At 64.7% G+C, this 13,346-nt stretch carries 11 protein-coding genes, 1 tRNA gene and 1 pseudogene; 6 read left to right on the plus strand and 7 right to left on the minus strand.

Going from position 1 to position 13,346, the window contains the following annotated elements; translation table 11 throughout:
• Positions 1-200 precede the first annotated feature (200 nt).
• Entirely contained in the window at positions 201-476 is a 276-nt protein-coding gene (locus FHT08_RS02765) for a hypothetical protein (protein ID WP_046346044.1), read from the minus strand.
• A 244-nt stretch (positions 477-720) separates the two neighbouring features.
• Between FHT08_RS02765 and FHT08_RS02770 the strand changes: the two genes are divergently transcribed.
• The gene (locus FHT08_RS02770; protein ID WP_166774217.1) at positions 721-1,068 is read left to right on the plus strand and encodes a Rieske (2Fe-2S) protein; all 348 of its coding nucleotides are present in this window, start codon (positions 721-723) and stop codon (positions 1,066-1,068) included.
• Positions 1,069-1,087: 19 nt separating this feature from the next.
• Here the strand turns inward: FHT08_RS02770 and FHT08_RS02775 are convergent, their stop codons facing one another.
• The 4 genes from FHT08_RS02775 to thiS all read right to left on the minus strand — a co-directional run bounded on the left by FHT08_RS02775 (position 1,088) and on the right by thiS (position 5,019).
• Entirely contained in the window at positions 1,088-2,950 is a 1,863-nt protein-coding gene (locus FHT08_RS02775; protein WP_046344012.1) for an SLC13 family permease, read from the minus strand.
• A gap of 66 nt (positions 2,951-3,016) precedes the next feature.
• The gene (gene trmB / locus FHT08_RS02780) at positions 3,017-3,802 is read right to left on the minus strand and encodes a tRNA (guanosine(46)-N7)-methyltransferase TrmB (protein ID WP_166774218.1); all 786 of its coding nucleotides are present in this window, start codon (positions 3,800-3,802) and stop codon (positions 3,017-3,019) included.
• Positions 3,803-3,974: 172 nt separating this feature from the next.
• On the minus strand, positions 3,975-4,769 hold the full coding sequence (locus FHT08_RS02785) for a thiazole synthase (protein WP_166774219.1): 795 nt from the start codon (positions 4,767-4,769) through the stop codon (positions 3,975-3,977).
• Positions 4,770-4,818: 49 nt separating this feature from the next.
• Positions 4,819-5,019 carry a sulfur carrier protein ThiS gene (thiS, locus tag FHT08_RS02790; protein ID WP_047127117.1) on the minus strand — a complete coding sequence of 67 codons (201 nt, stop codon included), beginning with the start codon at positions 5,017-5,019 and terminating at the stop codon, positions 4,819-4,821.
• Between the two features lie 190 nt (positions 5,020-5,209).
• Between thiS and FHT08_RS02795 the strand changes: the two genes are divergently transcribed.
• The 4 genes and pseudogenes from FHT08_RS02795 to FHT08_RS02810 all read left to right on the plus strand — a co-directional run bounded on the left by FHT08_RS02795 (position 5,210) and on the right by FHT08_RS02810 (position 10,971).
• Positions 5,210-6,994 (plus strand): autotransporter domain-containing protein, encoded by a 1,785-nt coding sequence (locus FHT08_RS02795; protein WP_166774757.1) that lies wholly within the window; start codon positions 5,210-5,212, stop codon positions 6,992-6,994.
• A gap of 103 nt (positions 6,995-7,097) precedes the next feature.
• Positions 7,098-7,171: transfer RNA gene (locus tag FHT08_RS02800), tRNA-Gly, on the plus strand.
• A 223-nt stretch (positions 7,172-7,394) separates the two neighbouring features.
• A pseudogene (locus FHT08_RS02805) lies at positions 7,395-9,259 on the plus strand (integrase arm-type DNA-binding domain-containing protein).
• A 98-nt stretch (positions 9,260-9,357) separates the two neighbouring features.
• Positions 9,358-10,971: a PQQ-dependent sugar dehydrogenase gene (locus FHT08_RS02810; RefSeq protein WP_166774220.1), complete on the plus strand. Its 1,614-nt coding sequence runs from the start codon at positions 9,358-9,360 to the stop codon at positions 10,969-10,971.
• A 114-nt stretch (positions 10,972-11,085) separates the two neighbouring features.
• Here FHT08_RS02810 and FHT08_RS02815 read toward each other — a convergent pair whose 3' ends face one another.
• Positions 11,086-11,712, minus strand: a complete 627-nt coding sequence (locus tag FHT08_RS02815) for a LysR substrate-binding domain-containing protein (protein WP_166774221.1) — start codon at positions 11,710-11,712, stop codon at positions 11,086-11,088.
• Between the two features lie 104 nt (positions 11,713-11,816).
• On the opposite strand from FHT08_RS02815, the gene FHT08_RS02820 reads away from it, so the two are divergent.
• Entirely contained in the window at positions 11,817-12,110 is a 294-nt protein-coding gene (locus FHT08_RS02820; RefSeq protein WP_166774222.1) for a helix-turn-helix transcriptional regulator, read from the plus strand.
• A 24-nt stretch (positions 12,111-12,134) separates the two neighbouring features.
• Here FHT08_RS02820 and FHT08_RS02825 read toward each other — a convergent pair whose 3' ends face one another.
• Positions 12,135-13,025, minus strand: a complete 891-nt coding sequence (locus FHT08_RS02825; RefSeq protein ID WP_166774223.1) for a LysR substrate-binding domain-containing protein — start codon at positions 13,023-13,025, stop codon at positions 12,135-12,137.
• Positions 13,026-13,346 lie beyond the last annotated feature (321 nt).

Consider the following 13,346-nt stretch of genomic DNA (forward strand, 5'->3'; position numbering starts at 1 on the left):
AACAGGGCACGTGAGTCTAGCCGTTTGGCTGTGCATGACGGAACCGCCGCGCTGCAGCGTGCAGTGCGGCACAACGTCTGGCTGGCAGGTCTGCTATCACGGCTTGCATCGGCGCACGCAAACTCGCGCAGACCGGTCAATACCTGCGCGACTGATTCGGGATTGGATGTTCACCGCGCTGGAGGCGGTGGAATGACGCCTCAGTGCGACAACGGCAGCGCGGGCTTGCGCACCACGCGGTACTCGGCCTCGACCACGCGTGCCTGCTGCGGCGTGCGACGGTTCGACTTGCTCAACAGCTTCCAGGCGATGCCGCCCAGGATCATCGCCGCGCCCACGAACACGCTGAAGAAGATCAGCACCGCAAGGATGACCAGACCCGCCAGGCCGGCGGCAACCCGCACCAGCGGGTGACGCGGCTTGCGTGGGGCAAACAGATGGTGGAGGTTGCCGAATTGGAAGAGACGTGCAGGCATGGCGGTGGGCTGCCGGGCAGGAAACAGGCAGGCAGTATCGTTGCGGTTGCATGTCATTGAGTGAAAACTTCGTTAAGCTCAGGGTCGTTTTGTTAAATCCATCACATCCGATGTGGTGATGCACGCCGCCTTATAGGCCCGTAGCAAGGCCGGTGGGGCCAGCAACGGCGCGGGCGGTAGCCACCACGTCAGAGCGATGCAGACGCGTGCCACAATCGCAGTCCGTTGTCGCACAGCTAACTGCATGTCCTCTTCATCGTCATCGTCTACCACGCTTGCCGAACTGGCGCAGATTCCCGATGCCGGATTTCTGGAAGTCGAGGCGGTCTGGGACGGCGGCCCGGAGTCGCTGGTGCTGTATCGCGATGGCGCCCAGGTGCGTGCCTGGTTGAACGTCTGCCCGCATGCCGGCCGCCGCCTGGATTGGGCGCCCGGCCAGTTCCTCAAGACCAAGGATGGCCATCTGGTGTGCGCAGCGCACGGCGCAGCGTTCGAGCTGAGTGGCGGCGAATGCATCAGCGGCCCGTGCCGCGGTCAGTCGCTGCTGGCGGTACCGGTGCGCATCGAGGGCGAGCAGGTGGTGCTTGGGTGACTGCTGAAGGTGGTGCGGCTCAGCGCGCTGCCCACCAGAACATCAGGTTGATCATCGACACCATCACCACGATGTAGATCAGCGACAGCGGTGCGCCCACGCGCCACAGCTCGCGCGGTTGATAGTTGGCCGGGCCGGCCACCATCGAGATCACGGGGTTGGACGCGGTCATCAGATTGTTGGATGCCGACAACGCTACGATCAGTGCGAACGCGGTGGGGTTGCCGTTGGCTGCCAACGCCAGATTGACCGCGATCGGCACCATCACGATGGTGGCGCCGACATGGCTGATCACCAGCGAAAACGCGGTGGTCAGCAGCGCCAGACTGATTTCCAGCGCCCACACCGGAATGCCCTCGGGCAGGCGGTCGATGGTGTGGCCTGCAACCCAGGCCGCAGTGCCGCTGCTGTCCATCGCCCAGCCCAGTGGAATCAGGCCGGCCATCATGAAGATGGTCTTCCAGTTGATCGAGGCGTATGCCTCGTCCATGCGCAGCACGCCGCTGACCAGCATGCAGGCCACGCCAGTCATCAACGTCAGCGCCACCGGCAGCCGCGAGGTCAGCGCGATCAGGATGGTGAAGGCGAAGATCGCCATGGCGATCTTGAACTTGTGCGGGCGCTGCTCGCCCTTGGGGAAGTCGGTCACCGGCACGAAATCGCGGCTTTCCGCTGCCTGCGCCAGGTCCTGCCAGATGCTGTGGAACACCAGCATGTCGCCGCCGCGCAGCGCCACATTCCGCACGTCCTCGCGGATCACCTGCTTGTCGCGGTTGATCGCCAGCAGGCTGATGCCGCTCTGCTTGCGCAGACGCAACTCGGCGGCGGTCTTGCCGATCAGCCGCGAGTTGGGCGGAATCAATGCTTCGGAAATGCCGGCCAGGCTGGGGTTGAACAGGTCGCCCAGGTTGCGCAGGCGCGAGGACATGCGCAGGAACTGGTTCTGCGCAAAGTCGGCCACTTCCTGGCGCGGGCCCATCGCCCCGAGCACGCTGCCGACCCAGATGCGCATGTCGGCCGGCGGCGCCAGGCGAGTGTCGTTGCCGGTCTTCAAGGCCAGCAGCAGCGGCGCGTCGTGCAGCGCTTCGGCTTCGCCCAGGGTCATGCCGACCAGCGGGCTTTCGGCGCTGACGGTGAGCTCGAATACATCGCCGTCGATGCCATAAGTCTTGGCGAAATAGCTCTCTGTGCGCGAGGGCGTGACGCCTTCGTTGATCAGGCGTTCTTCTTCGATCAGCTTGCGGTCGCCGTAGAAACGGAAATACAGCAGTGCGGCGATCAGCAAGGCCACGCCGATCGGCAACGGCGCGAACATCGTCAACGGCTCGATGCTGGCCATGCCCGAGGGCAGGTTGTTGTTGGCGGAGACCAATAGATCGTTGAGCAGGATCAACGGCGAATTGCCCACCATGGTCAGCGCGCCACCCATCACGATGGCCGCGGCGATCGGCAGCAGCATGCGTTGCAAGGTCAGCCCGGTGCGCGCAGCCAGACGCGAGGCGACCGGCAGGTACAAGGCCATCACCGACGGGTTCTGCATGAAGGACGAGTTCAGGCCGGAGATGGCCAGCGTCATCATCATCAAGCGTTGTTCGCTGCCGTGCGAGCGCCGCAGCAGCCAGGTCGCCAGCCGATTCAACGCACCGGTGCGCTCCAGCCCCGCACCGAGGATGGTGGTGGCGATGATGCTCATCACCGCGTTACCGGAAAAGCCACCGAACAGTTCTTCCGGCGCCACCAGCCCGGTGACGCCCAGCACCACCAGCACGATCAACGCCACCACGTCGGCGCGGATGCGCTCGAACAAAAACATCGCCATCGTGAAACCGACCAGCCCGAGGACGAGCTTCATATCGTTGGTCAGTGTCAGCGCGGTGTCCATCGGGTGCCGGGAATGGGGAGTCGGGAATAGGGAATTGGCAGAGCGGGAAAGCGCTGATGCTGTGAGTTATCCGGGGGGCACCGCCGTTTGCTCTTGCGATTCCCGATTCCCGATTCCCGATTCCCGGTCGTACAGCAGATCCCACACGCCGTGACCGAGCTTCTGGCCGCGGGTCTCGAAATGGGTCTGCGGGCGCCAGGCCGGGCGCTCGACGTGGCCGCGCGGGCCGGCGCGATTGACCAGGCCCGGGGTGGCGTCGAGCACGTCCCACATCTGTTCGGCGTAATCGGCCCAGTCGGTGGCCGCGTGCAGGCGGCCGCCATCGCGCAGCTTGCGCACCACCAGCTGCGCGAACGCCGGCTGGATCAGGCGACGCTTGTTGTGGCGCTTCTTGTGCCATGGATCGGGGAAGTAGATGCGCACCTCGTCAAGCGCGCCATCGGCGATCTCGTGTTCGAGCACTTCCACCGCATCGTGGTGGTAAAGGCGCACATGCGTGCTGCCGTCATCGTCCAGCGCATTGAGCAGGCGACCGACGCCGGGCGCGTGCACCTCGATGCCGATGTAGTCGCGGCTGGGGTCCTGCTGTGCGGCGAAACGCAATGCCGCCCCATTGCCAAACCCGATCTCCAGCACCTTGGGTGCAGGACGGCCGAAGGCCGCATCGAGATCGCGTAGCGCACCGCTGTAGTCCAGGCCGAAGCGCGGCCACAACTCGTCGAACGCCCGCTGCTGCGCCGGGGTAAAGCGGCCCTGGCGCAGCACAAAGCTGCGCACCTGCCGGCGGCCCTCTTCGATGGTGAAGGGCTTGGGCGGCATCTTGGCGCCGTCGCTGGTGAAAGGATCAGTCATGAGGAAGTCACATCAAAAAACAAAAGCCCCTCTACCTTGGGGAGAGGGGATGGGGTGAGGCTACGGCGTGAGGGAGCACTTGCAGCAACGCGCGATCCAGCAACGGCCACATCCGCCACGTCACACGGCCAAGCATTGCGCATCGACTGCAATGTCAACGCAGCACACCCGCTCATCCAATCACGCCATCCACCGGACTCGATGCCGAGGCATACCGCTTGCGCGGAATCCGCCCGGCCAGGAATGCCTCGCGTCCGGCCTCGATCGCCTTGCGCATCGCGCTTGCCATCAGGATCGGATCGCGCGCACCGGCGATGGCGGTATTCATCAGCACGCCGTCGCAACCCAGCTCCATCGCGATCGCCGCATCCGACGCCGTGCCCACGCCGGCATCGACGATGATGGGCACCTTGGCGTTCTCGATGATTTCCAGCAGGTTGTATTTGTTCTGGATGCCCAGCCCGGAGCCGATCGGCGCGGCCAGTGGCATCACCGCCACGCAGCCGATCTCTTCCAGGCGCTTGGCCAGGATCGGGTCGTCGGAGGTATAGACCATGACGTCGAAGCCGTCGGCGACCAACTGCTCGGCGGCCTTGAGCGTCTGCACCACGTCCGGATACAGCGTGCGCTCATCGCCGAGCACCTCCAGCTTGGTCAGGTTGTGGCCATCCAGCAGCTCGCGTGCCAGCCGGCAGGTGCGCACTGCGTCTTCGGCGGTGTAGCAGCCGGCGGTGTTGGGCAGCAGCGTGTAGCGCTCCGGCGGCAGCACATCGAGCAGGCTGGGCGCGCTCGGGTCCTGGCCGATGTTCACCCGGCGGATCGCCACGGTGACGATCTGCGCGGCGGCCGCTTCGGTGGCCAGGCGGGTTTCGTCCAGATCCTTGAACTTGCCGGTGCCGGTCAGCAGGCGCGAACGGTAGGGCTTGCCGGCGATGATCAGCGCATCGGAGGGGGCGGTATTGGTCATCAGGCAATTATCACCGATCGCGCGCAGCTGCGCCGGCCTGCGCGCCACATCAACCGCCGCCCAGCGCGTGCACGATCTCCACCACATCGCCGGCACGCAACCGGTGCGTGGCATGCTGCCCGCGCGACACGATTTCGCCATTGACCTCCACCGCCACGCGCCGCTGTGCAAGGCCTTCCTGCTCCAGCAGGGTTGCCAGTGGCACGTCGTCGGATACCTCGCGCGGGGTGCCGTTGAGTTGAATGTTCATGTCATCATTGTGGCACCGCGTGCCGCCAGGGCGCGCGTTTTTGCGTTATGCGGCAATGCAGCGTGAGCGCGGGCGGCGAGGGTGAAACCATGTGCCATTCGCCGGCGTACGTCAGCAGGTCCGGTCCAGTTCCACCCTACTTTGAGCAGGCACTCCCATGGCTTCAACCTTTCGCCCGATCCGTTCCCTGATGGCCGTGGCCATCGCCATTGCAGCCACCCCGGCCATGGCCGCGTCTGCGTTCGACCAGACCGTGTTCTTCGGTGACAGCCTCACCGACAGCGGCTACTACAACCCGTTGCTGCCGGCCGCCTCGCGTGCAGTCACCGGCAAGTTCACCACCAACCCGGGCTGGGTCTGGGCCGAATACGTCGCCGACCATTACGGCACCAATGCCGCCCCCAACGGCAACGGCCAGACCGGCGACAACTACGCTGCCGGCGGCGCCCGCATCCAGGCCAGCTCGACCAGCGTGCTCGGTGCCGCGCCGTCGGTGACCAGCCAGATCAACACCTACCTGAGCGCCAACGGCGGCCAGGCCAACCCGAATGCGCTCTACACCGTGTGGGGCGGCGCCAACGATCTGCTCGCCGCTGCAGCCGCGCCGGCCCAGGCGCAGGCCATCATCGGCAACGCGGTCACCGCGCAGGTCGGTGCGGTCGGTGCCTTGCAGGCCGCCGGCGCGCGCTATGTGATGGTGCCGACCATTCCGGACGTGGGCATCACCCCGCGCTTCCGTGCCGGCGGTGCCGCCGCGATGGCGCAGGGCACTGCTGCGGCAACCGCCTACAACACCGCATTGTTCAATGGCCTGCGGTCGGCCGGCCTGCGCGTGATCCCGGTCGACACCTTCCACATCCTGCAGGAAGTGGTCGCCAATCCAGGCACCTACGGCTTCAGCAACGTCACCAGCACCGCCTGCAACCCGGCCGTGCCGCTGCCGGCCTGCAACCCGACCAGCCTGGTCGCCGCCAATGCGCCGAACACCTATGTGTTCGCCGACGGCATCCACCCCACCACCGCCACCCACCAGATCCTGGGCCAGTACGCCATCTCGCTGCTGGAAGCGCCACGTCTGCAGCAGGTGCTGACGCATTCGGCGCAGGCGATCGGCCGTGCGCGCGCCGACCAGGTGGCCTGGCATCTGGACGGCAAGCCGGACGCCGATGGCCTGCGTTGGTGGGGCAGCGTGCGTGGCGACATGCAGCGTTACGACCACGCCGATCTGTATGACGGTATGGCTCCGGCCGGCCTGTTCGGTGTGGACTGGACTGCGGGCGACCTGGTGTTCGGCGGCTTTGCCGGATTCGGCAGCATGGACGCCGACTTCGGCAACCGTAACGGCAGCTTCAAGCAGGACGACACCACGCTGGGCGGCTTCTTTGGCTGGTACACCGGCCCGGTCTGGGTCAATGCGCAGGTCAGCTACAGCTGGCTGAGCTACGACGTCGACCGTGAAGTGCAGCTCGGGCCGGCCACCCGCGTGCACAGCGGCTCGCCGGACGGCAGCAACCTTACCGCCGCGCTCAACGCCGGCTATTCGCTGGGCGAAGGCAACGTCAAGTACGGCCCGGTGGTCGGCCTGACCTGGCAGAAGCTCAAGCTCGACGGCTATACCGAGAGCAACGAAAGTTCCACCGCATTGGGCTACACCGATCAGGACATCGACTCGATGGTCGGCCGCATCGGCTTCCAGGTGCGCCTGGACGGTGCTGCGGTCAAGCCGTATCTGCAGGCGACCTACGACCACGAGTTCAAGGACGGCACCGAAGCCAGCGCCTGGCTGCAGTCGATGCCGGAAGTGGGCATGTACACCGTCCCGGGCCAGAACTTCGATCGCAACTACGCGACCGTCGTGCTGGGTGCCCGCACCGGCCTGTGGGGCCTGCAGAGCAATGTCGGCCTGAGCACCACCACCGCCCAACGCAGCGCCCGCGATGCAACGCTGTTCGTGAATTTCAGCGGCAACTTCTGATCCACCCACCACGCGCGTTGCAAACGAGGGCCGGGCAACCGGCCCTCGTTACGTCTGCGCATTGCGCCTGACACCGCACCCGCCTAAACTCTCACAACGCCGCGCGGGCGTAGCTCAATGGTAGAGCTGTAGCTTCCCAAGCTACTGACGTGGGTTCGATTCCCATCGCCCGCTCCAAGATAGCTTCCATGGAAATCCACTGAGTTCCATAAGCTACTGTCAGAAAAGGATTTTTCGACTGACAGTCGTCCAGTGAGATCCACTGAAATCCATCCGCAGCTACGGCATTTAAGTCCAGCCGTAAGTCCAGCAAAGCGGGTTGGTTCAGAACCGGATTGTTGCTGGGAGTGAGCGGGCCAAGGGATGAGCATCTGACTTCTGACTCTGTTCAGGAGCAGACATGGCACTCACTGATGCAGCCGTCCGGCAGGCCAGGGCCACCGGAAAGGACTACACCTCCCTGACTACGACGGTCTCACCCTGGCCGTCTCCGCGACCGGCACCAGGTCGTGGTACTTCCGCTACTACTGGCTCGGTCGGCAGAAGCGGATGTCCCTGGGGACCTATCCGGAGATCAGCCTGCGCGAGGCGCGCACCCGCCGCGATGATGCGCGCTCGCTCGTGGCCCAGGGCATCAATCCTCTGCGACAGCGCGAGAAGGACCGTCGGAACGCTACCCAAGCCGAGGAAAACACCTTCGAGGCGGTCTATGAGAAGTGGTACAAGTTTCGCCAACAGGGCCGCCTCAAGAAGGGGCGGCAGACCACCCTCTCGCAGATCCCACGTACCTTCGACAAGGACATCCTGCCGGCGCTGCGCAAGCGGTCGATCCACGACATCACTCGCGCCGATCTCCTCGAAGTCGTCGGCCGCATCGAGAAGCGGGGTGCGCCGTCGGTGGCCGAGAAGGTCCGCACCTGGCTCAACCAGTTGTTCCGGTACGCCTTGGTGATCGTGCCTGGCCTGGAGCGCAACCCGGCCTCCGACCTGGACGTGGTCGCCATGCCGCAGCCTCCCGTGCGTCACAACCCGTTCCTGCGCATGCCCGAGTTGCCTGAGTTCCTGCAACTGCTGCGCAAGTATCCCGGCCGGCTGCAGACCCAGCTCGGCGTGCGGATGCTGTTCCTGACCGGGGTGCGCACCGGCGAACTGCGCCTGGCGACGCCGGACCAGTTCCACCTCGACGACGGCCTGTGGATCATCCCGCCGGACGTGGTGAAGCAGTTGGAACTGAAGATGCAGAAGGAGAACCTGCGGACGGAGGACATCCCGCCCTACATCGTGCCGCTGTCGGCGCAGGCGGTGGAGATCGTTCGCCACATGCTCGATCGGATGAAGCCGGCGCAAAAATATCTGTTCCCCGGGGAGAAGGATCTGAAGAAGCGCATCAGCGAGAACACCCTCAACCACGCAGTGAAGCGCTTGGGCTACGATGGCCGGCTGACGGGTCATGGCATCCGCGCCACCATCTCGACCGCGCTGCACGAGTTCGGCTATCCCGAGAAGTGGGTCGATGCGCAGCTCTCCCACGTCGATCCGAACCCGGTCCGAAGGACCTACAACCATGCCGAGTACGTCGAGCAGCGGCGCCGGATGATGCAGGACTGGGCCGACCGGCTGGATCTGTTCGAGCAAGGCCAGGTCGAAGCGGCCAGCGCCCACCTGACCGTCCGTCTGGAAGGATTCCCGGCGGCGGCTGGCGATACCGATGAGCCTGGATCGCTGTCGATCACCGCGACGTCGGCCTTGGTGCTGAGCAAGCCCCAGGAGGGCTCCCCGCAGATCACCGCCCCGATGCAGCGGCTGTCCGCCGTGCGCGCCCCCAGGACGGAACCGGCCATCTCCAACGCCCAGCGCGAGCGGATGATCCTGCTCGACATCTTGGAGGCGCCGCACAACCTGTCGGTCGCCGATTACGGCAAGCTCGCCGGCAAGTCGCGGCGCTGGATCACCTACGAGATCACCGCCGGCAATCTGTTGTCGATCAGCCTGGGCAACCGGGGCCAGCGTGTGCCGGACTGGCAACTCGATCCGCTCAAGCGCCGGCTTGTCCAGGCCATCCTCAAACAGACGGCCCGAGGCGTGGACACTTGGGAGATCTACCACGCACTGACGCGGCCATGCGATGTGTTCGGAGGGCTGCCGCCGATTGAAGCCGTCACCTCGGACAATCTTCAGATGGCCGTCCGCGTGGTGTGCATGGCAGTACAGGAAACGACAAGAAGGTCTGACAGTCAGCCGGTAGGCTTGCAAGCTTATGGCTAGCGGCCAGGTCGGTTCGTGTGGGTTACTCTGAGAAGGAATCAATAGGCAACAAAGGATTTGATCACGCCTGTCCGGCGTGTCGCGAATAGGCAAAGCAGATGAAGCACGTTTCTCAGTACCTAGTCGCCTTTGCGGCCGCCGCCGTGGCCACAGGCGCCATCGCCAGCATCGTCCAGACGCAGATTAATCTTGCTCAACTGATTGAACTTGGTGTGCCTGTTTCTGCTGCAATTCGAGCGCTGACCACACTGGAAGACGTGGCGCGGTTCGGTCCCGTCATGGCCGGCATCGCCGCAGCGGCACTGTTGCCCGCATTCCTGGTGGGGCACGTGGTGGCCCGGGCCGCACCGCCGGCCTGGCGCATGGCCATCTTCGCCGCGATGGCTGTTGCCGGATTATGGGTCGCGTTCTGGATGATGCGTTCGGTGATTCCGATGCCTGCGATCGCTGCAACGCGCGGGCAGTTCGGCCATGCCCTGATGTCGGTGACGGGCATCCTCGGTGGTGTGCTCTATGCCGCGATGACGTCGCCCACGCGGCTGCATGTCGCCGCTCCGGCAACGCTTCGTCGCCACGTCCTGGCAGGAGCGACGCTGGTGCTTGTCCCCGCGGTTCTGTTCTTCGTCATGGCGCCTGGCGGCGGCGACCGGCCCGATCTGGTAGATCCCCAGACCTACAGCGTCCAGACGATAGCGACAGGACTGAATCGGCCTTGGTCGGTGGCGTTCCTGCCGGACGGCCGCACGCTCGTGACGGAGATGGGGGGACGTCTGCTGGCGGTCGCGACTGATGGCTCGTCTTCGGCGATCGCGCTCGGCGGGTTGCCCCTCACCTTCCGTCAGGGCGGTGTCGCCGGGCTGATGGAGGTCGCGCTGGACCCGGAGTTCGATCGGAACGGTTGGCTGTACTTGACGATGGGCTATGGCGAGCCAGGCGCGAATGGTACGCGCCTGGTGCGGGCGAGGCTGGCCGGCGACAGGATTGAGGACGTCCGTGTGCTTTTCAGCTCCACGCCGAAGCCGCGCGCCGGCAACAACGGAGGACGTCTCGCGTTCCTCGACGATGGCACGCTGGTCCTCACCCTCGGGGACGGCAGCGCGCGTCGGGAGGAGGCGCAGAACAGCGCGAACCATTTGGGCACGCTGGTCAGGATCGACCGGGAGGGCCGGCCGCCGGCCGACAACCCGTTCCACGGGCAGCTTGGCGCCGCGCCCGAGATTTACAGCCTCGGCCATCGCAACGCACAGGGAATCGCCGTCGATCCAGTAACGGGCGATGTACTGATCAGTGAACACGGCGCGCGCGGAGGCGACGAGATCAACCGCATCGTGCCAGGCGGCAACTACGGCTGGCCGGTCGTGACCGGCGGCATCGACTATCCCTTCGCGCGCGTGACGCCGTTCCGCCGCCTGGAGGGTTACCAGGAAGCAGTGCTGGAGTGGACCCCGTCGATCGCGCCTGCCGGCCTGGCGGTCTACGACGGCGTGCTGTTCCCGGACTGGCAAGGCGATCTGCTGGTGCCCGCGCTCAAGGAGCGCACGGTGCGCCGCGTTTTGCGGGATGGTGGGCGGATCGTCGGACAGCAAGTGCTGCTGGCCGACATGGACGAGCGCATGCGCGACGTCAAAGTTGCACCGGACGGCTCGGTCTACGTCCTGACCGATGGTCCCGGTGCCAGGCTGCTGCGTCTCGTTCCGCCATCCCCGGGCTGAAGGCTGCGCGCGGGTTGCCGTTGGCCGACGTGGTTAGCGCATGCACGACGTCAACCTCGCACGGGGCACCAGGTGGTGCGTCGCGGGTCGCCAGTGTTCAGCAGCGCGTGACCATCACCGATGACGGTCGAGGCCAATGTCACCCGCCACTTTGCTCGCACGGTCAACGAACCGCTCTATGGCGGGTGAGTCGCCAAGCTCGGATCGGAACAACTGCGTTCCGATCCAGCAGGTGCCTCCGGCCAACGGCCGCATCACGACACCCAAACCCCGGAGCTGCACGATGCGCGAGCGGGGGGCGATGCCAACACCGTAGCCGGCGGCCACCAGCACGGTCATCAACTCGTGCGAAGTGATCCGGCAAAGCGCTGGCGGCTCGTGACCGAACAGCACTTCGCTGGCTTGGGGGCTGGACGGGAACAAGGAATACGACAGAAGCGCTGTCACGGGGATCGCGGCGTGGCACAGCAAGGTCGATCGGACGGGCACCGCCACCGCCAGCTCATCGCGCCAGAGCGGCTTGCCAATGGCCGGTGCCGTGATCCCCGCCAAGATCATGCCCATGTCGTAGCGGCCATCCTGCACGCCTTCGACGAGATCGTCCGGAGAGGCTTCCTGCATCCGAATCGGTGTTTCCGGCTCCTCCGCCCGATGCAGCGCGAGCAGTGCCGCCAATCGCGGCGAGGGTACGCCGGGTGAGACGCCGAGCTTGAGCACCGGAGGTCGACTGGAGGCGCGCATGGCTGCCATCTGGAAGCGTTTCTGGCGGAGGAAACAGGCCGATATCCTATCAAGAGTTAAATTTAACGTGGTTTAATTCGCGGCGATATTCGACGCTTTTGCTGATGCGAAAGCGTACTGTTCAACGAGGCCGCCCGGCTGGCACGACCACCTATGAACCTGAGCCAGCATTGGCCTTCGGCGTCGCGGTGCGTGCTGCGCGTATGGAGCAAGGGATCGCTCAGGAGGAACTTGCATCTCTCGCAGAGATCGAGCGCTCGCACATGGGAAAGATCGAGCGCGGAGAACACATGCCGACGCTGGCCCTGATCCTCAGAATCTCCAGGGCACTGAAGATCAGCGCAGCCGACCTGATGGCTGCAACCGAAAGCAACCTGCATACTGGCCTCAAGATGTAAGTCAGGCGCCGCCGTCGCGCCCCATCAATCGGTCATCTGCGCATGCAGGCGTGCAGTGAATCGGTCCAGTGGAATGGACGGGTTCTCGCTATCCAGCCTGAGCAGATAGGTCGTCAGCAGCGCCGAATCGACCGCCAGTGGCCGGATCACCACACCGGGATGACGGCAAATCGCGATCCTGGCGGCCGTCGAGAAGCCGATTCCATACCCTGCAGCGACCAGCGTGAGCATCATGTCCAGCGAAACCACATGCTCGACGATGCTGGGTTCCCGTTCCAGTGTGCGCAGTAATCGGGTCAGTTCTCTGCTGTAGCCTTCGCATGCTTGCGGGTCGCACATCACCAATGGATTGCAGGTCAGTTCGTGCAGCGGCACTTCCTTGTAGGCCAAGAGAGAATGGCGCGCTGGCACGGCTACGACGAGCGGGTCACACCACAGCGGCTCAGCGATGATTCCATCGCCGACATCGGCCGTGTGTGCAAAGCCGATGTTGAAATCACCGGATCGGAGTCCGCGCAGCTGCTCGGCAAGCGGCACCTCGGACAGGCGTATCTCGATCTCCGGCTCCTCCTCGCGGCAGCAGGCAAGAAATGCGGCCAACCGGGGGTCAATCGCGCCATCGGACACCGCGATGCGCAGGCTGCCCCGATAGCCTGCGGACACGGCTCTCACGTTCTCTCGTGCCTGGTCCAGCGTCGTGAACACCCTGCGGACATCCTGGAGGAAAACAGAGCCGGCTTGGGTCAGTCGGGTTCCTCGGCGGTCGCGATAGAACAGCAATGTGCCCACCTCGTCCTCAAGCTCTTTGATGGTTCGAGACAGCGGCGACTGCTCGATGTGCAGGCGCTCGGCTGCGCGCGTGAAATGCAATTCCTCGGCGAGGACGACAAAGCAGCGAAGGTGTCGCAACTCCATGGTTGCACTCCTCTTCTAGTCAGTAGACCTCCCGTGTATTCCTCCATGGACGACAGAGCTATGGACTGGGCACTAGACACGCAACTTGGCCACCTCACTGGCTGAGAGCGAGGCGATCACAATCGGTTAGAGCACGACCCATTGCCGAGAGGGGGCGAACGTGCCATGTAAAGAAAATCTACCCTACCTATTGGCTAAGATTAGTGGGCAGAATTCGCATGGCTTTGTGAGCCAAACTCATAAGTTGAGTCGACTCGGGTCCTATAAGTTGCGTTGAGCCCGTAGTGGCGGCTGACAACTCGCTATGCGATGTCACCTTCG

The sequence above is a fragment of the Xanthomonas sp. CFBP 8151 genome (assembly GCF_011761885.1).
Taxonomy (GTDB): domain Bacteria; phylum Pseudomonadota; class Gammaproteobacteria; order Xanthomonadales; family Xanthomonadaceae; genus Xanthomonas; species Xanthomonas arboricola_B.